18 protein-coding genes, 1 tRNA gene and 1 pseudogene are annotated in these 19,747 nt (G+C 33.7%); 13 read left to right on the top strand and 7 right to left on the bottom strand.

From position 1 onward, the window contains the following. Window positions 1–3: 3 nt before the first annotated feature. Window positions 4–879, top strand: coding sequence for a tRNA 2-thiocytidine(32) synthetase TtcA (ttcA, locus tag PVV63_RS05615; protein ID WP_273791040.1), 876 nt, complete (start codon window positions 4–6; stop codon window positions 877–879). A 532-nt stretch (window positions 880–1,411) separates the two neighbouring features. Here ttcA and rimO read toward each other — a convergent pair. Beyond that, on the bottom strand, window positions 1,412–2,725 hold the full coding sequence (gene rimO / locus PVV63_RS05620) for a 30S ribosomal protein S12 methylthiotransferase RimO (protein ID WP_273791041.1): 1,314 nt from the start codon (window positions 2,723–2,725) through the stop codon (window positions 1,412–1,414). 459 nt (window positions 2,726–3,184) lie between these two features. Next, window positions 3,185–3,889: a transcriptional repressor LexA gene (gene lexA / locus PVV63_RS05625; RefSeq protein WP_273791042.1), complete on the bottom strand. Its 705-nt coding sequence runs from the start codon at window positions 3,887–3,889 to the stop codon at window positions 3,185–3,187. Between the two features lie 1,225 nt (window positions 3,890–5,114). Here lexA and PVV63_RS05630 point away from each other — a divergent pair. Further along, window positions 5,115–5,190, top strand: a tRNA-Lys gene (locus tag PVV63_RS05630). Between the two features lie 90 nt (window positions 5,191–5,280). On the opposite strand, the pseudogene PVV63_RS10490 reads toward PVV63_RS05630, so the two are convergent. Next, a pseudogene (locus PVV63_RS10490) lies at window positions 5,281–5,467 on the bottom strand (hypothetical protein); the annotation flags it as partial. A 277-nt stretch (window positions 5,468–5,744) separates the two neighbouring features. On the opposite strand from PVV63_RS10490, the gene PVV63_RS05635 reads away from it, so the two are divergent. Further along, the gene (locus PVV63_RS05635) at window positions 5,745–6,644 is read left to right on the top strand and encodes a septal ring lytic transglycosylase RlpA family protein (protein WP_273791043.1); all 900 of its coding nucleotides are present in this window, start codon (window positions 5,745–5,747) and stop codon (window positions 6,642–6,644) included. Window positions 6,645–6,793: 149 nt separating this feature from the next. Here the strand turns inward: PVV63_RS05635 and PVV63_RS05640 are convergent, their stop codons facing one another. Further along, on the bottom strand, window positions 6,794–7,018 hold the full coding sequence (locus tag PVV63_RS05640) for a hypothetical protein (protein WP_273791044.1): 225 nt from the start codon (window positions 7,016–7,018) through the stop codon (window positions 6,794–6,796). 720 nt (window positions 7,019–7,738) lie between these two features. Here PVV63_RS05640 and PVV63_RS05645 point away from each other — a divergent pair. From PVV63_RS05645 to PVV63_RS05675, 7 genes are all read left to right on the top strand, one after another. After that, a complete protein-coding gene (locus tag PVV63_RS05645; RefSeq protein WP_273791045.1) occupies window positions 7,739–8,902 on the top strand; it encodes a D-alanyl-D-alanine carboxypeptidase family protein in 1,164 nt (387 codons plus the stop codon). Window positions 8,903–8,930: 28 nt separating this feature from the next. Continuing rightward, complete coding sequence (tmk, locus tag PVV63_RS05650; RefSeq protein ID WP_273791046.1) at window positions 8,931–9,575, top strand: dTMP kinase; 645 nt, start codon at window positions 8,931–8,933, stop codon at window positions 9,573–9,575. Further along, the gene (locus tag PVV63_RS05655) at window positions 9,572–10,615 is read left to right on the top strand and encodes a DNA polymerase III subunit delta' (RefSeq protein WP_273791047.1); all 1,044 of its coding nucleotides are present in this window, start codon (window positions 9,572–9,574) and stop codon (window positions 10,613–10,615) included. The genes tmk and PVV63_RS05655 overlap by 4 nt, the downstream gene beginning before the upstream one ends. A 76-nt stretch (window positions 10,616–10,691) precedes the next feature. Continuing rightward, entirely contained in the window at window positions 10,692–12,251 is a 1,560-nt protein-coding gene (gene metG, locus PVV63_RS05660) for a methionine--tRNA ligase (RefSeq protein WP_273791048.1), read from the top strand. Beyond that, window positions 12,241–13,014: a TatD family hydrolase gene (locus PVV63_RS05665; protein WP_273791049.1), complete on the top strand. Its 774-nt coding sequence runs from the start codon at window positions 12,241–12,243 to the stop codon at window positions 13,012–13,014. The genes metG and PVV63_RS05665 overlap by 11 nt, the downstream gene beginning before the upstream one ends. 10 nt (window positions 13,015–13,024) lie before the next feature. Next, window positions 13,025–13,834, top strand: a complete 810-nt coding sequence (locus PVV63_RS05670; RefSeq protein ID WP_273791050.1) for an MBL fold metallo-hydrolase — start codon at window positions 13,025–13,027, stop codon at window positions 13,832–13,834. Window positions 13,835–13,942: 108 nt separating this feature from the next. Then, a complete protein-coding gene (locus tag PVV63_RS05675) occupies window positions 13,943–14,302 on the top strand; it encodes a hypothetical protein (RefSeq protein WP_273791051.1) in 360 nt (119 codons plus the stop codon). A gap of 306 nt (window positions 14,303–14,608) precedes the next feature. Here PVV63_RS05675 and PVV63_RS05680 read toward each other — a convergent pair whose 3' ends face one another. From PVV63_RS05680 to pcsA, 3 genes are read right to left on the bottom strand one after another with little or no spacing between them, the layout of a single operon-like run. After that, window positions 14,609–15,025 carry a DUF6163 family protein gene (locus PVV63_RS05680; protein ID WP_273791052.1) on the bottom strand — a complete coding sequence of 139 codons (417 nt, stop codon included), beginning with the start codon at window positions 15,023–15,025 and terminating at the stop codon, window positions 14,609–14,611. Then, entirely contained in the window at window positions 15,022–16,068 is a 1,047-nt protein-coding gene (locus PVV63_RS05685) for an enoyl-CoA hydratase/isomerase family protein (protein WP_273791053.1), read from the bottom strand. The genes PVV63_RS05680 and PVV63_RS05685 overlap by 4 nt, the downstream gene beginning before the upstream one ends. Window positions 16,069–16,089: 21 nt before the next feature. Continuing rightward, window positions 16,090–16,908 (bottom strand): phosphatidylcholine synthase, encoded by an 819-nt coding sequence (gene pcsA / locus PVV63_RS05690; protein ID WP_273791054.1) that lies wholly within the window; start codon window positions 16,906–16,908, stop codon window positions 16,090–16,092. Between the two features lie 182 nt (window positions 16,909–17,090). Between pcsA and PVV63_RS05695 the strand changes: the two genes are divergently transcribed. The 3 genes from PVV63_RS05695 to PVV63_RS05705 all read left to right on the top strand — a co-directional run bounded on the left by PVV63_RS05695 (window position 17,091) and on the right by PVV63_RS05705 (window position 19,423). Continuing rightward, a complete protein-coding gene (locus PVV63_RS05695; RefSeq protein WP_273791055.1) occupies window positions 17,091–18,317 on the top strand; it encodes a UbiH/UbiF family hydroxylase in 1,227 nt (408 codons plus the stop codon). A 427-nt stretch (window positions 18,318–18,744) separates the two neighbouring features. Continuing rightward, the gene (locus PVV63_RS05700) at window positions 18,745–19,089 is read left to right on the top strand and encodes a hypothetical protein (RefSeq protein ID WP_273791056.1); all 345 of its coding nucleotides are present in this window, start codon (window positions 18,745–18,747) and stop codon (window positions 19,087–19,089) included. Next, on the top strand, window positions 19,067–19,423 hold the full coding sequence (locus PVV63_RS05705; RefSeq protein WP_273791057.1) for a hypothetical protein: 357 nt from the start codon (window positions 19,067–19,069) through the stop codon (window positions 19,421–19,423). Before PVV63_RS05700 ends, PVV63_RS05705 begins: the two co-directional genes overlap by 23 nt. The last annotated feature ends 324 nt before the right edge of the window (window positions 19,424–19,747 follow it).

Raw genomic sequence — 19,747 nt, forward strand, 5'->3', positions numbered from 1 at the left:
ATTATGAATGATGTTCCAGTTGAATATCAAGTAATAGAAGAAAACGAAGGGAGAGATGATCCTTTAATAAGCGAAGCAGATAATTGTCATCCAATGTTTCGTGTTGCTCCTTCAAGCGTAGAATTTAATAAATTACGCAAACGACTTTTACGTCATATGCGACAAGCTTTGGATGATTTTTCTATGCTCTCTACAGGAGAAAAATGGCTTGTTGCTTTATCGGGTGGAAAAGACTCTTATGGTTTATTAGCGCTTCTTTTAGACTTAAAGTGGCGAGGTCTTTTATCCGTTGAAATTCTTGCCTGTAATCTTGATCAAGGGCAACCAGGATTCCCTAAGCATATTCTTCCAGACTTTTTAAGTTCTTATAAAATTCCATATCGTATTGAATATCAGGATACTTATTCCATTGTTACAGATAAATTGGCAGAGTCGCAGACATATTGTTCACTTTGTTCTCGATTACGACGTGGTAATCTCTATCGTATTGCACGTGAAGAGGGATGTTCTGCATTAGTTTTAGGTCATCATCGTGATGATGTTTTAGAAACATTTTTTATGAATTTGTTTCACGGTGGCCGATTAGCTGCCATGCCTGGAAAACTTAAAAATGATGAAGGAGATCTTTTTGTGTTACGTCCTCTTGTTTATGCTGCTGAGGAAGATATGGAAAAATTTTCTCAAGCAATGCAATTTCCGATTATTCCTTGTAATCTTTGCGGTAGTCAAGATGGTTTGCAACGTAATGCCATGAAAGAAATGCTGAAAAATATAGAAAGACAAATGCCAGGACGTAAAGATACGATGATTCGCGCTTTAACAAATGTACGCCCAAGTCATTTGCTTGATAAGAAATTCTTTGATTTTAAAACGTGTTAATAATAATTAGATATTTAAAAAAAATACGTTCAAAGAGTTTAAGATAAGATACTTATTTATAATGATAATTTATTGTTTTTTTAATTTAGATACGTCAGATTGTTTTGTTTCAAATTCTCTTATATTGCATCTATAAAAAACATCTGCCTGCATATCACAAAGGAAATTCTCGTGTGCATCAAACTCTCTTGAAAAAATTTTTCTTTCACTAACCAATGACTGTCGCAATATCAAAAATAGGAAAATAGTACGATTGTTGATTTGCTCTTTTGTTAATTAAAAATAGTGAACCTTGTGGATTTTATTTTATTCTGTTGCGCCGCCATCACCGTCATTTAAGGTATTAAATTAAGAGAATATATAACTGCTTGATATTTTGGGAGTGTATAGCAACACTCAGGGCAAGAATTGCTCGTAAATTCTCATGAAGTGAGTTACATAAGTGATCAAGTTCGATTGTGAGTAGCCGACCTTTTATAAACCAATGCTGATAGAAATCTTCATCATTGAGGACAGAGAAGGAGTTAAATTTTTAAACGGCTATACCATAAAGGTCATAGGCATCCGATTGTTCGATTTTAACGGTGACAAATTCACCAACACGCAGTGGGCGTCGTGATGATATATGGACAACACCATCTATTTCTGGAGCATCGTACTGACTCCGTCCTTTGGCAACTTTTCCTTGACTTTCATCAATAAGAACTTGGAGTCTTTTTCCAATTTTTTTCTTTAAAAGATATGTAGAAATTTGTTGTTGTTTTGCCATAAAACGATGCCAGCGGTTTTCTTTCACCTCTTCAGGAATATTTTCTAATCCCAAATCATTTGCGGCAGCTCCTTTTACTTCTTCATATTTAAAGCACCCAGCGCGTTCAATTTTTGCTTCTTCTAGCCATTCTAGAAGTATATTAAAATCTTCATTCGTTTCACCAGGAAAACCAACAATAAATGTTGATCGCAAAGTAAGATCTGGACAGATTTTCCGCCATTTTTCAATTCTACGGTTTGTTTTTTCCATAAGTGCGGGACGCTTCATGTGACGCAAAACAGCCGGTGATGCATGCTGAAAAGGAATATCCAGATAAGGAAGAATTTTTTTTGCAGCCATAAGTTCGATAACTTCATCAACATGGGGATAAGGATAAACGTAATGCATACGTACCCAAATACCCATATCGCCTAGTTCGCGACAAAGATCAAAGAATTTCGTTTTGATTGTACGATCTTTCCAAGAATTTTCGAGATATTTAAGATCAACACCATAAGCACTCGTATCTTGTGAAATAACCAAAAGTTCTTTTACACCCGCTTGCACGAGTTTTTCAGCTTCACGAAGAACATCGCTGATGGGACGTGAAGTGAGATCACCACGCAGAGTAGGGATGATACAAAAACTACACTGGTTAGAGCATCCTTCAGAAATCTTTAAGTAGGCGTAATGGCGAGGTGTTAAACGAATACCTTGGGGAGGAACTAAATCAAGAAAAGGATCATGAATTGGAGGAATTGCTGTATGAACAGCTTCTATAACGCTTTCATAAGCTTGCGGTTTTGTAATAGCCAATACATTAGGATATGTTTGGCGAATAGCATCAGGATCAGCACCAAGACACCCTGTTACAATAACTTTTCCATTTTTTTTAAGAGCTTCATCAATATTGGCTAATGATTCTTTCCTTGCCGAGTCAAGAAAACCACAGGTATTCACAATAACGACATCAGCTCCTTGATGTTGACGTGAAATCTCATACCCTTCGGAGCGAAGGCGTGTAATAATTCGCTCAGAATCTACGAGTGCTTTTGGGCATCCGAGGGAGACAAAACTAATACGAGGTGCTACCATGATGATCCTACAATTACTATGAATGATTCAGTTACGTTTTTATTAACTTAAAAATAATGTTCTTTATTTTTATACCTATGCAATACAGTCTGTTACAAAGTTATTTGATTTTTTTCTACAAAATTTTATGTGTTTTTATGCATGCATACAATTTTGTCTTATTATATCGTAAAATTCCATCATTGAGGACGAGGATATAAGGCTGCTTTCTTAAAAGCATTCAAGTTCTTTTCAAAGTACGTGGTGAATATTTTAAAGCTTACTTGCCAAGCCTTGCATAAGTGAAGAACATGGAGGGAAGGGAAAGTGAAATCCGCTCGATAAGGATCTGGATTGTTTATAAACCGAATTGGGGGCATCCTTTGGCTGTGGAGAAGAAGTCAATTGCGTGTGGCACAATAAAAAAATACTCAACAGCTTCTTATTGCGATATATATCGCGTACTATAAGGTTTATTTTTTAATATTTGCGAATAAGTCCGGTAAGTTTGCCTTGTATTTCTACACGCTCGGATTCGTATGTCCGTACTTCATAATGAGGATTTGCAGCTTCTAATGCAATAGAAGCTCCTTTGCGTCGATAACGTTTTAATGTTGCTTCTTTTTTATCAATAAACGCAACAATAATTTCACCTGTTATTGCTGTATTTTGACGTTTCACAATGATCGTATCTTTATCAAAGATACCAGCCTCCATCATAGAATCATCTTTAACTTCTAATGCGTAGTGCTCACCTGTATTAACCATATCGAGTGGAAGAGAAAGGCTGTTTATTTGCTGCAGTATAGCAGAGGCGGGTACGCTTGCAGAAATACGTCCCATAATAGGAATGGTGATATTTTTTTTTTCTTCTTCATCAAAGGGACTCAAGCTTTTTGATATTTCCCTTTTATTTCTTTCTATTATACTGGGAGAAATTTTACGTGCTAAAGAAAGGTTAAATGTTATTTTCTCAGGAAGTCGAATTACCTCCACAGCACGAGCACGATTGGGCAAACGACGTATAAAACCTCTTTGTTCTAAGGCTATAATGAGCTTATGAATACCAGACTTTGAAGAAAGTTCTAATGCATTTTTCATTTCTTCAAAAGAAGGAGGAACACCAGTTTCTTTTATATGGTTATGAATAAACAAGAGTAGCTCATACTGTTTACATGTTAGCATTCAATATTCCAATCAAAATAATAAAAATTATTAAAGTAAAAATACATGTATATATAAAACTTTTACAATTTTTATCGCCAAATCAAAATTATTTTCTTTATTTTTGATCTTATCGTTTAATAAATAAATATGTTTATTTATAGATATATTTAAATTATTATTTATATACTATATAGCTACATTAATATTAAATAATGTATAAAATACTTTATAGTTCTGACTGAATTATCTAACACCAAATTTTATGACCAGTATTATCCTTTTCTTCTAAAAATATATCTACATGTTTTGTAATTTCTGATATAAAAAAGTTAAATAGAAGGTATTCTATATATTTAGAACTCTCTATGGGTATTTAAAATCATTTTACATACTGCATATTATTTCTGCTTTTTTATTCTTAGTAAAATTATCTACAGCTCTAATAGTGAACACAATTTATAGTCATTCGAGATATTTTCAATGAGACTAAATTTTTGCTTCATATCTACTTTATTCTATAGGATAAACTGGCTTTCGTTATATATTCATTATGCATAAATAAAATTATACTCTCAAAATGCCATTGTTGCTCATTGTTCCATTTTCAGGTCTAACGTGTCAACTGCTATATACTATTTTCATGAACCCTAATGTTACGATAAATTTTGATTATTGAAAGGAGGCATAAAAGGTATTTTCATTTCTTTTTTATAGTTTTATTCTCTCACTTATATTGGTCAAGAAAATGCTTTTTATTGTTTCAATATAAAAAAGATTTGAAATGAGATAAGCTTACAGTATTTGAGACTTATCACTCAAGTGATAAAAATGATAAATTATTATAAATCAATATATTATCTTATAAATCTGTATTTATATTTGAAAATTGAACACTAAGATATAAAGATATAAAAAATAATATTATAATAAAAGGTATTTTTTCTTCTCTACCCATTATGCTCAACAACCCATGTGAGGGGAAGGGGGTAATTTCTCATAATTTTAACGCTTCGAATCTATGCAATATTTTGCAGTGAAATTTTTCCTTTATTGAAACTTCAAAAATAAGATTAAAGAGTACTTATACAATGATGAAGTAAAGGGGTGAAAACGAAAAATTATTGATAATTGAAGAAAATAATAATATTTTTCTCCAAAAGGTGTTGACCAAATGGAAAGTCAACCGTATGTTCCCTTCACTTTCTACAAATTAGATAGTGTGCAAACTAGATAGCTTGTATGAGAGCGCGTAGCTCAGCTGGTAGAGCAACTGACTTTTAATCAGTAGGTCCAGGGTTCGAATCCCTGCGCGCTCACCAAATTTAAATTAATATCAATAGGCTATAAAAAATTTAAGAATCTTTCTTGTTTTTATTCTTTTTGAAGTTTTTTGTTGATTCTATAACCTGTCATTTTCTATCAGCAGTTTTGAAATAGAGCGATGCTATGCTGTCTCCTGTCCAACAAAAAAGAGCTTTAAGATTACGATAGGATTGTACCTGCGTTGGCAGCACATGTGGTTTCTAATTTTCTCAATCTATAGGTTGATTTTTTAATACCCACTGCATTACATGATTCGCAAAACAAGTTGCTAAAATCACCACTTATTCACACTTTATATTATGAAATGACTTTTCTATAAGATGTTGATTTATTTAATTTTTACTCTTTTTAACATCTACTATAGTACATTTATTTCTTATGAAGATCATAAAAAGGTTAACAATACGTTAATTTCTTGATAGAAGGGGCCAATTCAAGAGTGGTATATGCGCGAGGGGAATCATTTAAAAACGTAAATTCTTCCGTTGCGTACAAAAAGCGTGACGTGGTTTTTACAGTAGTACTTAACAGAAATAAGTGGACTGAATAGATGCCTTCAAATAGAAAAAAGAAATTTACTTTTATGATTAAACCAACACTTCAATTGTTTTCTATGATCGTCATTTCTCAGTCACTGGTATCTTGTTGCGCAAGCCAAACTATGAATTTTTCAATAAAAGATTCCTATCATAATAAACCAATTAACGTAAACACTTCTGTACTACCTCAACAAGTCTCCAATAAGAAGAATCAATCGGAAGAAAAAAAGCGTGGACGAGCGATTGTTGGTAAACCTTATCAAATAAAAGGAAAGTGGTATTATCCTCAAAGTGATCCAACTTATAAACGTGTTGGCGAAGCATCATGGTATGGTTCAGATTTTCATGGACGTTTAACTGCCAACGGTGAAATTTATGACATGAATCTTTTGACTGCTGCTCATCCTACAATGCCTTTACCTAGCTATGCTCGTGTCACTAATTTGAAAAATGGATCTTCAATCGTTGTTAGAGTGAATGATCGCGGACCTTTTATGAAAGACAGAATCATTGATTTATCAAGGCAAGCTGCGACAATACTGGGGTATGTAGATAGGGGGGTTGCAGATGTTAAAGTAGAATATATTGCTGAAGCACCTGTTGGCTATTATGATGGTGCATATTTAATGTCCTCTTATACTCCTGGAAATGCTGCCCCATATTCATTAGCGTCGGAAAATGTTTCGAAAAAAAGAGAAACTGTTTTGTTAAAAGAGCAGCGCAATACAGGAAACAAAAAGGAACTAGCTAAAGCAGCTGCTGTTGAACAGGAACAACGTAATAAAACTGTTGCAGTTAAATTGCCAGAAATTGGTCCTATCATGGTTGATAAGCCGATTCCATTCGATCAAGTTGCTTCTATAAATAAGCTAAACAAAAAAACAAAGGTCAATTGGCTACAACTGTTTTAAGAAAAAATGCATTGATTTTTTATCTATATAATTTTCTAGTAAAAAAGGTAAGAACTTACGGATTTAGTGTAAGATTTTCATCTTAAAGCGCTTTGTCCTTTTCAAAAAGCGTGGTGGGGTGCTATTATTATAAATTCAGTACGGCCTTTCTACTCCATTGCTGGTCTATTCGTCGTTTTATGATATTGCTTGCTTAATAAAGCGCGTACTTTTCTTACTGTAATAGCTTTTGCTAGACGAAGGTAGATTATTGTATCAGTCTGTTTGTGTAATCTCCAAAACAACTGTACAATCGATTTGAGAGGAATAAAAAGCTTAACAAGTAAAAAAATATTTTCTTTTGATTCGGCTTTGCAATTTTCCAAAGTATCCACGGTAATATCTTATGAAGAGATTATATATTACCTCATGCTTTTGTTTATCATGTTCTTTAATGGAGTAAGTTCCCTCACGAAAAACAGAGCGTCTCAAACAAAATACGCTTACATTGCCAATTCGCGAACTTATTTAAAAGAGACATACTTCAACACGCTACAGGTCTATTTTACGACATCGCCTGTGAATGGCATAACTGTAACGCCTTTAGATATCACCATCTTCACACTTATGAAGATATAAACCGACACCGTCATACACTTTGCAAGCCCCAATGTTTTATGCGATAATTCTTAACACTTGAGAGGTTGATAAGAAGTATTTTTACTCTCTTTTTTAATAATTTTTATCTATATACGAACCCTACTTATGATGCGTAAGCAAGCGATTTTATTGAATTCAATATGAGAGGAAATATAACGAAAGAATCTTACAGTATTTTGAATCAGATACACGTTAAAAGATTATAATTTATCATAATAAATCAATCTACTATCAATATAAAACAACAAATAAAAAAATTTTTTTGTCTCTCATGCTTTAAAACATAAAATTGAATCTAGGTGGAATATAAGAAGTGCATCATTTTACTTTTACTAACGCTGAATAAAAATAAAATCTTTTCTTGAGTCATCAATAATTCCTCAATTTGCGGAAATAAAAAAGTTTTTTCCTATATAAGATTTTTTATGTTGATCTTTGGGATGGGAGGAGCAGCTATGTACACAATATTAAGGATCTTATTGACCTTATGGGGGATATTGGTATTTGTCATGTGGGGGAAAGCAGAAGATTTTCAAATTTCTGCTTCACAATTGTTATTACTCGATGATGATACAGAGACAATACTTTATGAAAAACAAAGTGCTATTCCTTTTTTTCCTGCTTCATTAGTAAAATTGATGACAGCAGAAGTTGTATTTCATCAATTAAAAAAAGGATTATTAAAAAGTACGCAGAAATTTAAGGTCAGTGAAAATGCTTGGCGCAAGGGTGGAGCACCTTCCGGTACAACCACTATGTTTGCAAAGATAAAAACAGAAATCAGTGTTTCTGATCTGTTGCGTGGTTTAATTATTGTGAATGGAAATGATGCTGCTATTATTCTTGCTGAAGGAATATCGGGAGATGAAGCTCATTTCACAAAGTTGATGAATCAGCGCGCAAAAATAATCGGATTATCTCAGAGTCATTTTGTTAATGCAACAGGGTTACCCGAAGAGGGACAATTTGTAACTGTGCGTGATATGATTATATTAGCACGTCATATTGTTCAGGAATATCCGGACTATTATGCACTTTATTGTGAGCCTCATTTTACATGGAATAATATTTTTCAACGTAATAAAAATCCTCTTATTTCTAAGGAAATTGGTGTAGAAGGATTTGGTTTTGGCTACAGTGAAAAAGAAGGTTTTTCAATGGTTGCCACCATTTCTAAAAATCATCGACGTCTTTTTTTAGCAATCAATGGTTTGCAAGATGGTAAAAAATATACAAAAGAAATAGAACGCATTCTTCAATGGGGAATGACGGCTTTTGATCTCAAAACGATTTTTACAAAAGAAGAAACGGTTGGTCGTGCTTCTGTTTATGGTGGTAAACAAAATTTTGTTCCACTCATTGTTAAAACACCAATAAGTTTTATGCTTTCGAATGAAAAAAAAGTAAATGTTAAAGCAAAAATTAAATATCATGGTCCATTGAAAGCTCCCATCGTTTCTGGGCAATCAGTTGGCGTTATTCAAATTTTAGAAGATAAAAAGGTTCTTCTGGAAAAACCAGTTTTTGCCGGAATGAATGTTCAGGAAGGAAGTTTCTTTGCAAAAGTAAAAAATGCATTCTATGAAATAACAATTGGATGGTTACGAAAATATTTGTAGTTACGCGCTAATAAGGTTAAGATCATACGTGTCAGGTTATTTTATTACATTTGAAGGAGGGGACGGGGTAGGGAAAACGGTGCAGATTTCTTTACTTGCTGAGTCTCTCTCACACCAAGGTTATGATGTTGTCACAACACGAGAACCAGGAGGAACACCAGGAGCAGAAGCAATCCGGCATATTTTGTTGTCGGGGCAGGCGCGACAGTATGGACCGTTGATTGAAGCTGTTTTGTTTACAGCTGCACGTGTCGACCATGTTACTGAGGTTATCGCACCTTCTTTGCAAAAAGGTAAAATCGTTTTATGTGACCGCTTTATTGATTCTACACGCGTTTATCAAGGACTCAATGATACCGTCAGTTCTTCTCTTCTTTCTGTTTTAGAGTGTATTGCGCTCAATGGTATTTTGCCTCATTTAACATTTTTATTAGATATGCCTGCAATGTGTGGTATGAAGCGTGCAAATTTGCGAAGAAAAAAAACAGAAGAAATTGATTATTTTGAAAAAGATCTGTTGGAAATTCAAGAACAAAGGCGTCAGGCTTTTCTTCAATTGGCCAAACAGGAACCCCATAGATTTCGAGTTATTGATGCCACTGGCTCAGTGGAAGCCATTGCTCATCAAATAAAAAATATTTGTCATCAGGTATTGTTGGATCAGCTTTCATGAGTAATGTAAATACCTTACGCCAATATGATGATATTGATACAATTTTATCACCATCCCAGAACAATGTTATCTTTGGTCATGAGGATGTGCGTCATTTTTTGACACAAATGCTTAAAGAAGAGCGTTTACATCATGCATTATTATTTGAAGGAGAATATGGGATTGGAAAGGCTACATTAGCCTTTCATCTTACTTGGAACATTTTAAGTTTTCAACAGAGTGCTTTCTTGAAACCCGATCCTTATTCTACCCCATGGCGCCAAATTACACAAGGAAGTCACCCTGGTCTTTTGTATATTTCACGTCGATTTGATGTGAAAACGCAAAAGTTTAAAACAGGAATACTCGTTGATGATATCCGTGATATTATGCATTTTTTAAGCCGAACATCACAAGAAAATGGATGGCGTATAGTTATTGTTGATTCTGCAGATGATATGAATAGAAATGCAGCAAATGCAATTCTTAAAATACTTGAAGAACCACCTACAAAAACGTTATTTGTTATTATCGCGCATTCTTCTGGCAAATTGCTCCCAACAATCCATTCACGGTGTCAAAAAATCTCTTTTCGTCCCTTGAATAACGATGAAATGAAAAAAGTTATTACACATATTTTCGCCAATCAGGATTTACCTGATGAGAAAACAATTGAAATGATTATTGAAAAATCTAAAGGAAGTCCTCGAAAAGCTGCTTTACTTGTTTGCCATGGCGGTTTTGAAATTATTAAAACAATTGATGCTCTCCTAGAGAAACCTGTTTGTAACGCAATGATTGTACATACTCTTGCACAAACATTTTCATCTGTTTCTTCTACATTCCAATTTCAACAATTTTGTGATGAAATTCTTAATAAAATTCAAAAAAAAGCTATCATGCTCGTTGAAAAGGGAGACTTATTTCTCTCAAAAAAATATGCGGAAAAATGGCGGGAGATTCATCAAGAAATAGAGGAAATACAACTGTTTAATCTCGATAAAAAGCAGTTTGTTATTAACTTGCTTTTTAAAGTTCATAAGATCATTCATGAGGATTAGTTTTTCCGTGACAATGCGATAAACAAACGTTATGTCATAATATCTTTTATTTATAGCGTTTTACAACGAGTATGACATGCGTGACACATATTACATAACAACTCCCATTTTTTATCCTAATGGTGCTCCACATATTGGACATGCTTATAGTGCAATTGCAAGCGATGTTTTAGCCCGCTTTCAACGGTTAAACGGAAAAAATGTATTTTTTCTTTCTGGTACAGATGAGCATGGTCTCAAGATGCAACAAACCGCAGCTGCATTAGGCATGACACCTCAGCAGCTTGCAGATCATAATAGTGCGGTGTTTCAAAAAATGCTTGCAGTATTAAATTGTTCTAACGATGATTTTATCCGTACGACAGAAGAACGCCATTATCAAGCTTGTCAAGAAATTTGGAAAAAGATGGAAGCAAATGGCGATATTTATCTCGGTCGTTATACGGGGTGGTATTCGGTTCGCCAAGAAGCCTATTATGAAGAAAAAGATACGGAAGTTGGACCAGACAACATCCGTCGTGAGAAGGAATTAGGCTCTCCAGTTGAATGGAATGAAGAAGAAAGTTATTTTTTTAGACTTTCTCATTATGAAAAGGCTCTTCTTGAATATTATGAAAAACATCCTGATTTTATTGCTCCATTTGAGCGGCGTAATGAAATTATAAGTTTTATCAAATCAGGTTTAAAAGATATCTCTATTTCACGCGCAAATTTTAACTGGGGAATTGCTGTTCCTGAGAATCCAAAGCACGTGATGTATGTCTGGGTTGATGCGCTTACAAATTATCTATCAGCAATAGGTTTTTTCAATGAAAATTCAAAAAAACGTGATTTTTGGCCTGCAAATACGCATATTATTGGTAAGGATATTATTCGTTTTCATGCAGTCTATTGGCCGGCATTTTTAATGTCTGCTGGAATTGAATTGCCTAAAAATATTTTTGCACATGGTTTTTTACTTAATCGTGGTGCAAAAATGTCAAAATCTATTGGAAATGTCGTTGATCCTTTTGAAATGGTTGAACACTATGGTCTTGATCAGGTCCGTTATTTCCTTCTCCGTGAAGTGCCATTCGGACAAGATGGTAGTTATAGTCATGAAAGCCTTGTGAACCGTATTAATGCTGATCTTGCTAATGATCTTGGTAATTTAGCACAGCGCTGTTTGTCTATGATTGCCAAAAATTGTAATGCACAAGTCCCGAAACCAGCTTCATTTTCAGCTCAAGATAAACAGCTTTTAGAACAATCTCTTCAAGTACTTGAAACTGTACACCAAGCTATGTCTTCTTATAGTATGCATTTAGCACTTTCAGCTATTTTTTCAATTGTAGCAGATGCCAATCGCTATTTTGCCAACGAACAACCTTGGAGTTTACGTAAAAATGATCGAGAGCGATTTTCTACAGTTCTTTATATAACTGTAGAAATCTTGCGGAGAATAGGAATTATGCTTTTGCCTTTCATACCCCAATCAGCAGCGAAACTTCTTGATAGCCTTGCGGTTGCTGAAGATGATCGGTTATTGTATCATATAAGTCATTCAAAAATTCAAGAAGGGCTTGATCTTCCACCACCAGAACCAATTTTTCCTCGTTATATCTTGAAGAAAGAAGATACTCATCATGTTGATTGATACACATTGTCATCTTGATTTTGAAGATTTTTCACAAGATTTGGATAATGTTATCCAACGGGCTTTAGATGCTGACGTTAAACGTATGATAACAATTTCAACCCATGTTTATAAGTTAGATAAGCTGTTAGCCATTGCGCAAAGCTATGATCAAGTCTTTTGTTCCGTTGGAACACACCCCAATCATGCGCATGAAGAACAAAATATTACAGCGGAAGAGCTTATACAGCTCTCGAATCACCCTAAAATTGTTGCGTTTGGGGAAGGGGGACTTGATTATCATTATGATTATTCTACTCCAGAAGAGCAAAAGAAAGTTTTTCATGAACATATCATTGCTTCTCGAGAAACACAGATTCCTCTTGTTATACATTCACGCAATGCCGATATCGATATGGAGAAAATATTACGTGAACAGACAAAAGAAGGAGCTTTTCCCTTTATCCTTCATTGTTATTCGTCTGGAATGCAACTTGCTCGTGCTGGAATTGAACTTGGTGGTTATATTTCTTTTTCAGGTATTCTTACTTTTAAAAACGCATTTGAAATCCGTGAAATAGCAAAAATTGTGCCCCATGAGCATTTGTTAGTGGAAACAGATGCTCCATTTTTAGCACCTAGTCCCCATCGGGGCAAAACAAATGAACCATCTTTTGTATGTTATACAGCAGCTGTTTTGGCTGAAACAATTGGCTTAAGCATTGAAGAAACAGCTCAAATAACAACGCGTAATGCTTTTCGTTTATTTAGCAAAATGAAATAAGGCAAAAGATATGTGTGATCAATACCGATTTACAATATTAGGTTGTGGTCCTTCTCCAGGAGTGCCAAGACCTAATGGTGATTGGGGAACATGTGATCCGAATAACCCTAAAAATAAACGCTACAGAAGTTCTTTATTAGTTGAACGTATTAAACCTTCAGGAGAAAAAACAACGATCGTTATTGATACAGGTCCAGATTTTCGCTCACAAATGATCGATGCGCGTGTAAGCCATCTTGATGCTGCTCTTTACACGCATTCTCATGCAGACCATATCCACGGTATTGATGATTTACGCAGCTATGCACTTGCACAAAAATGTTTAATAGATATCTATGCCGACAGATTTACACTAGAGCATCTCAAAAGTGCTTTCGGATATTGTTTTCAAACTCCAAAAGATTCATCTTATTCTCCCATTTTAAAAGAGCATCTTATCAATGAAGATAGCCAATTTATTATTCAGGGGCAGGGCGGAGAAATAAGCGTCAATACACATTTACAACACCACGGAAACATTCATTCCTTAGGTTTTCGGATTGGGAATGTTGCCTATTGTACGGATGTTAGTAAATTTCCTGAAAAAACTTTATCCAAATTAATGGATTTGGATGTTCTCATCATTGAAGCTCTTCAATTTAAATTCCATCCGAGTCATTTTTCTGTTGATCAAGCATTACAGTGGATAGAATATTTAAAGCCAAAACAAGCAATACTCACACATATGGACAGATCGCTGGATTACAATAAGGTTATAAATTACGTTCCATCCTATGTAAAACCTGCATATCAAGGTCTTACTTTTGAAACAGATGCATAAGCTTATTATGCGCAATATTTAAGTTAAATAAAATACTTTTAAATTTATCCTTTATTTTATTTCATTTTTGACATATTTAGTGTTTTTTATGTCAAAAATGAGGCTTTTATGTATAAGAATTTTAAGCGGGGTGTATGTATTGTGGTTTTAGCGGTTTCCTTAACAGCATGTGGGGGGCGTTTAGAAAAAAATATTGCAACGACAACATTACATGACGGATCAATGAGTTGTGCCGATATTCAACGGGAGTTTTTTGCTAATAAACGTCAGATTAATGATACAATTGCAGAGCGTTCTAAAGCAAGAAATAAAAACGTGGCTTTAGCAGCGGCAAGTGTTGTATTTGTACCTGCTTTGTTTTTTATGGATACTAAATCCAGTGAAAGTAATGAAATTTCGGCTTTAAATAACCGTAATGCTGTTTTGAGTGATCTTGCACGTATGAAACGTTGTAAAATAGTACAGTAATTTTTATTATTTATACGACGTAATTTCATTATCACTATTTTTGGTCTTTAAGGAATATACCTTAAAGACCAAATTTTATTTTAAAAGTAAATTGTATGATATAAATATTATGATGATGTTTTAAAGTAGGGTTTTCTTTTTGGATAAAGGATTTATCTTCTGCATCATATTATCGCATAATATATATTATGGAACTTTATAGAAAAAGTATATCTAGCATCAGCGCTTTGAAGAACGAATCTTTAAAATGAGCTACTTAAGTTAGCTAAGATTGAAAATCGAGCCTGTTATTCTGGCTTGAAAATTTCAATCACAATGTTTTTTATTTTTTACTCTTTTAAAAAAAATCATCACAATTTGTAGTGCTATAAAAGCTAAAAACAATATTCCATGAAATAATGGTACAAATGGCTGATAAATAAAATCGGAATAATACATTGTTATTGCTTCAATCAATGCTGCAATACACCACACAATGATGCCCCATAGTGAATACATCCAAAGTCCAACTAAGGCAATAGGATAGAGAATAGCCAATATAACTGATGCAAATTGCCACTGCCAAGGCATAAGATCAAAACGCCATAGAATACCTGGAAAAACACCAACAAGGCGTATCCAATAACAAATACCTAGAACTAAGCAAATAAGTGCCAAAAACCGTAAGTAACAGTTATAGATTAAATTGATTTTTGAAATCTGTTTGTGAGAATTATTTTTCACAATAATAACTCTTGTTCAACAGGTTGGAAGTAAGAATCTACCATTTCATCTGTCACATTTGAAAGTTTATCTGGCTGCCATTGAGGTCTTTTATCCTTATCGATTAACATAGCACGTATACCTTCATAAAAATCATGTGAATGAATCATATGATGCACTATGCGGTTTTCAATTTTCATACAATCTTCCAACGTTTGAGATGAATTTTGTTTCATTTGTTTCCAGATAACTTTTAAACTTGTCGGGGAACGTGACTGCAAAATATCATAACATTCTTTAGCAAATAAAACATCTTCATTGCTTTTTTTATGTAGCAACTCAAGACATTCTTCTAAGCTATGGGCACTAAAACAACTGTTAATAATACAACGTATTTCATGACTTGTTTCATAGTCTTTTGTAATTGCTCGCTCGTTTAAAGCTAAAGTAGGATCTCCTTGCTCAATAACAGCTTTTCTAATCATATCGAATTCAGTTTCAGCAACGGCGTGTGTTGCTAATCCTAAATTTAAGCAATCTCCCCACTTTATGCGTGCGCCCGTTAATGCAAGATAGATGCCAAAATGATTGGGAAGAGATGGTAAGAAAAAACTTGCACCTACATCTGGGAAAAATCCAATCGCACCTTCTGGCATAGCAAAAACTGTATTTTCTGTAACAATTCGATGCGAACCATAGAGAGAAATACCGACCCCTCCTCCCATCCAAATACCGTTTAAGAAAGCAATGTAGGGCTTTGAAAAATGTTTGATATAAGCATTTAAGCTATATTCATCCCTAAAGTATTGACAAGCAGCAACACTTTTCCCCATATGATAGATTTCTACAACATCTCCACCAGCACAAAAAGCACGCCCCTCCCCTTCAATTAAGACACAAGAAACATTATCATCTGTTTCCCATGTTCTGAGAGCTTTTTTTAAAGCTGAAACCATTCGTTGATTAAGAGCATTTAATGCTGAAGGACGTGTGAGCTTTATAATACCAGCCCGCCCTTCTTTCGTAAAAGAAATATCATCATCTGCTCCAAAATTAATTTGCATCTCACACCCTTCTTAAAACAACTATTTCATTGTTTTTTTTATATTTTTTGCCCCAAGTTGAGGAAATATTTGCATGATTGCACCAATACAATATATATAAATTCCTGTTACCGAAATTCCTATTTTAACCCAATAGGGAGCCTCTAGTTGATAAAAGAAGGCAGAAATACCAAAAAAACACCATAAGAGAAAAATGGGAAAATTAACCCTACGTAAACGAAGGACTCTTACTGGATGAATAAAATAAATTGGCAAAAAAGATATAATCGCCGATAAAACAATAATGATAAAAGTAATCCACTCTCCTGGTCTGACGACAAAAAGCGTAAAAATCATCATATTCCAAACAACAGGAAATCCTTTAAAAAAATTTTCTTTGGTTTTCATACTAGTATCTGCATAATAAATAGCAGATGAAATAACAATAATTGCACTCAATGAAAATGATAACCCTACCCCCATAAAACCACTTTGATAGAGTGCAAAGGCAGGAATTAAGACATAAGTCACGTAATCAATAATATTATCTAACAGCTCTCCAGACCATGTTGGAAGAACGTATTTAACATCAAGTTTACGTGCAATTGGTCCATCTATACCATCAACGAGAAGAGCAAGCCCAAGCCAACAGAACATAGCTGTCCATTCTTTTTGAGAGGCTGATATAAGAGAAAGAAACGCTAAAAATGATCCCGAAGCTGTTAGTAAATGAACAGAAAAGGCCTTTGCTTGTGGCATTGTTACTTTTTTATGGCGTAATAATTTAGCATTTGTTTTGATTTTCTTTGTTAGTTTACGTTTCAAGTTTTTCTTATCCTCGTTTTTAAAGTCTTCAACCATCTATCAATACGCCATTTTTTACCGATGATATAACTCAGCATTTTAAAAAATCATAAAAAGGTTACTTTTTTATATCGCATTATTTATTACATACTATAATAGAAGAGCTTCATATAATAAAAAGAGAGCGATCATTTGGAAATGTTAAAATATTTTCTCAATGGAGAAAGGTTCAAGTCATTGTGATATTTGAAAAGGAAGAGCATAAAGATATTGCTGTTATTGGTGCAGGCCCTGTCGGAATGTTAGCGGCGCTGAGTCTTGCACATGAGGGGCTTTCTGTTTTTCTTGTTGGGCCCCCTGCTCATACAGATGAGTTACGGACAACTGCTCTTATGATGCCTGCAATACGCATGCTTCAAAAACTCAATATTTGGGATAATCTTCAAAAACATGCAGCAGCTTTATCTTCCATGAGAATTATAGATATAACTTCTAGAATTGTGCATGCTCCTACGGTGCATTTTTCTTCTGCTGAAATTGGTGAAAAAGCTTTTGGCTATAATATACCTAATGTAAAATTGAACAGTGCTTTAGTCGATGCTGTTACACATACGCCCAATATTACAAGATTTGTTTCTGCAGCCAAATCTGTTCATCACACAAAAAAACATGTATGTATTACTCTTGCTGATTGTAGAGTCATTCAAGCACCACTTGTTATTGCAGCTGATGGACGTCACTCTCTTACACGTGCCGCAGCAGGGATAAGTGTCAAACAGTGGAATTATCCACAAAAAGCACTTGTTCTCAACTTTTCTCATGAGTTTTCTCATCAAAATACATCAACCGAATTTCATACAGAACACGGTCCATTTACACAGGTTCCACTACCAGGACGAAGATCTAGTCTTGTATGGGTTGTTCATCCTTCCCGTGCTGAAGAATTATTGAATACAGAACCAAAAACAATTGCAAAAATGATCGAAAACAAAATGCAATCAATGCTTGGAAAGCTAAGCTTAGAAACATCAATTCAAGCATGGCCGCTTTTCGGACTTCTTTCTCGTCATTTTGCTGCTAATCGAACAATTTTAGTCGGTGAATCCGCTCATGTTTTCCCCCCTATTGGGGCACAAGGATTGAATTTAGGATTCCGTGATGTCCAAACTTTAATTGATATTTTACCTAATAAAATATCCAATTCTAACTCTGAAATGATTGTTGCACATTATAACAAATGTCGCAAACCAGATATATTAATCCGAAGTGGAGCTGTTCATACACTGAACTCTGCTCTACTTTCTCATATGTTGCCTGTTCATATCATACGAAGCATTGGGCTTGGTTTGTTACATAGTTTTCCACCATTACGTAATTTATTTATGCGCGAAGGAATGTATCCGGGTTATGGATTCAAGGAAATTATGCAAATATCTCCAACAAAATCATCAAAACAGCCCTACTGAACAATAATGGATAATAACGTAAAATAAAAAAATAATAAATTGCATTTTGCAATCATATCATATTACTGATGCAAAAAATATCTTTGTTCTTTCTAGGAAAGAAAAAATTATTATATATATTTAGCATATTGATATGAAATAAGATAAAACTTAATTATAGACTAAAGCTTAAATTGTAAAGATATCTTGCTAAATCACATCTGTTAAATTTTGCACTATAAAGAAAATGAAAAATAATACCGTTTTTAAAGAGTTATTTTATAATATTAATTTTAATAAGAAAATAAATAATAAAAAACAGTTTTATTTAATCAATGGATTTTAAAATCTTTTTATTATTAAGTATAATATTAAAAATAAAATCATCTTTGGAACCTGTTAGTAACACAGAGGTTAATGAAGTGTTGTTTTAACAAATGGTAACAAGATGACACTAAATAAATTTTTGAAATTAAGTACTTTTTTTATAATGATTGTATGTGTCTCGTTGATAGTCACTACTTCAATAAGTGAAGTTTTTCACCTTCCTTATTGTCAAACCTTTACCTATAGCTCTACTCAAAATGTCACTAAAATAGGTCAAAACTCATTTACTGCTTCACAAGTTAAAAATTGTCTTATGCAAAATGGTTTTGAGAATATTAAACGATTGCGTTTAGATGACAATGGCATCTGGCGTGCTTTAGTAAAATTTAAAAAGTCCCATTTTTTCGTATCCGTTGACTATTCAGGAACAGTTAGCATTCAAAATGAAAGAAAAGAATATGATTGATTTTAAAACTTACAGCAACGTTTCTTTTTACAGCCATAAGAAAAAAAACTTAAAAAAGTGCTGCCATTCTATTAAAGAATTTGCTTTCATTGGCGGTTTAAATGGAAGCATATCAGGAGCTATCGCGGCAATTCTTTCAGCTTATGGTTATATTGCTCTTCCAGGATTTGGTCCAGTTATCGCAATGGGTATAGGAGTAGCACTTTCTGCCGGAATAATAATAGGAGCACTGATAGGATCAGGAATGGGAGGAAGTGTCGGTATATGCTGTATTTTATGGGAAATTTATATGAATCATAATAATTCTTTCTCTTATAAATTTCATAATGAATAGAAATTTCTCGTCATTTTTTCTATGAAAAACAATTAAATCATCAACAAATTATATGTTCTTTTTTTTGATGAAACGATTATCATATTATAAATGAAATAACATCTAACTTATTAAAACTGTTTGCTTAATTCTTTATTATACATCAAAAAAGTAGATTTTTTAAAGCATCTCTTGAAGAAATGTAAGCGAGATATAATTATCAGTCTATGGAAGCTACATTTTTTATAGATCAAAAAATGAAAGTTATGTTTAGAAATATATATATAAACATACTTTAATTTATTTGCTCTTTCTAATAACTAATATTTCTATTTAAATTATTTT

Origin of the sequence: Bartonella sp. CM31XJBT (assembly GCF_028618555.1) — a bacterium.
In the GTDB taxonomy this organism is placed as follows: domain Bacteria; phylum Pseudomonadota; class Alphaproteobacteria; order Rhizobiales; family Rhizobiaceae; genus Bartonella.

Coding starts and splice junctions, on each gene's coding strand:
- ttcA (WP_273791040.1), top strand. CDS start 4: ATGAATGATGTTCCAGTTGAATATCAAGTAATAGAAGAAAACGAAGGG.
- rimO (WP_273791041.1), bottom strand. CDS start 2,725: ATGGTAGCACCTCGTATTAGTTTTGTCTCCCTCGGATGCCCAAAAGCA.
- lexA (WP_273791042.1), bottom strand. CDS start 3,889: ATGCTAACATGTAAACAGTATGAGCTACTCTTGTTTATTCATAACCAT.
- PVV63_RS05635 (WP_273791043.1), top strand. CDS start 5,745: ATGCCTTCAAATAGAAAAAAGAAATTTACTTTTATGATTAAACCAACA.
- PVV63_RS05645 (WP_273791045.1), top strand. CDS start 7,739: ATGTACACAATATTAAGGATCTTATTGACCTTATGGGGGATATTGGTA.
- PVV63_RS05655 (WP_273791047.1), top strand. CDS start 9,572: ATGAGTAATGTAAATACCTTACGCCAATATGATGATATTGATACAATT.
- metG (WP_273791048.1), top strand. CDS start 10,692: ATGCGTGACACATATTACATAACAACTCCCATTTTTTATCCTAATGGT.
- PVV63_RS05665 (WP_273791049.1), top strand. CDS start 12,241: ATGTTGATTGATACACATTGTCATCTTGATTTTGAAGATTTTTCACAA.
- PVV63_RS05670 (WP_273791050.1), top strand. CDS start 13,025: ATGTGTGATCAATACCGATTTACAATATTAGGTTGTGGTCCTTCTCCA.
- PVV63_RS05675 (WP_273791051.1), top strand. CDS start 13,943: ATGTATAAGAATTTTAAGCGGGGTGTATGTATTGTGGTTTTAGCGGTT.
- PVV63_RS05685 (WP_273791053.1), bottom strand. CDS start 16,068: ATGCAAATTAATTTTGGAGCAGATGATGATATTTCTTTTACGAAAGAA.
- pcsA (WP_273791054.1), bottom strand. CDS start 16,908: ATGGTTGAAGACTTTAAAAACGAGGATAAGAAAAACTTGAAACGTAAA.
- PVV63_RS05700 (WP_273791056.1), top strand. CDS start 18,745: ATGACACTAAATAAATTTTTGAAATTAAGTACTTTTTTTATAATGATT.
- PVV63_RS05705 (WP_273791057.1), top strand. CDS start 19,067: ATGAAAGAAAAGAATATGATTGATTTTAAAACTTACAGCAACGTTTCT.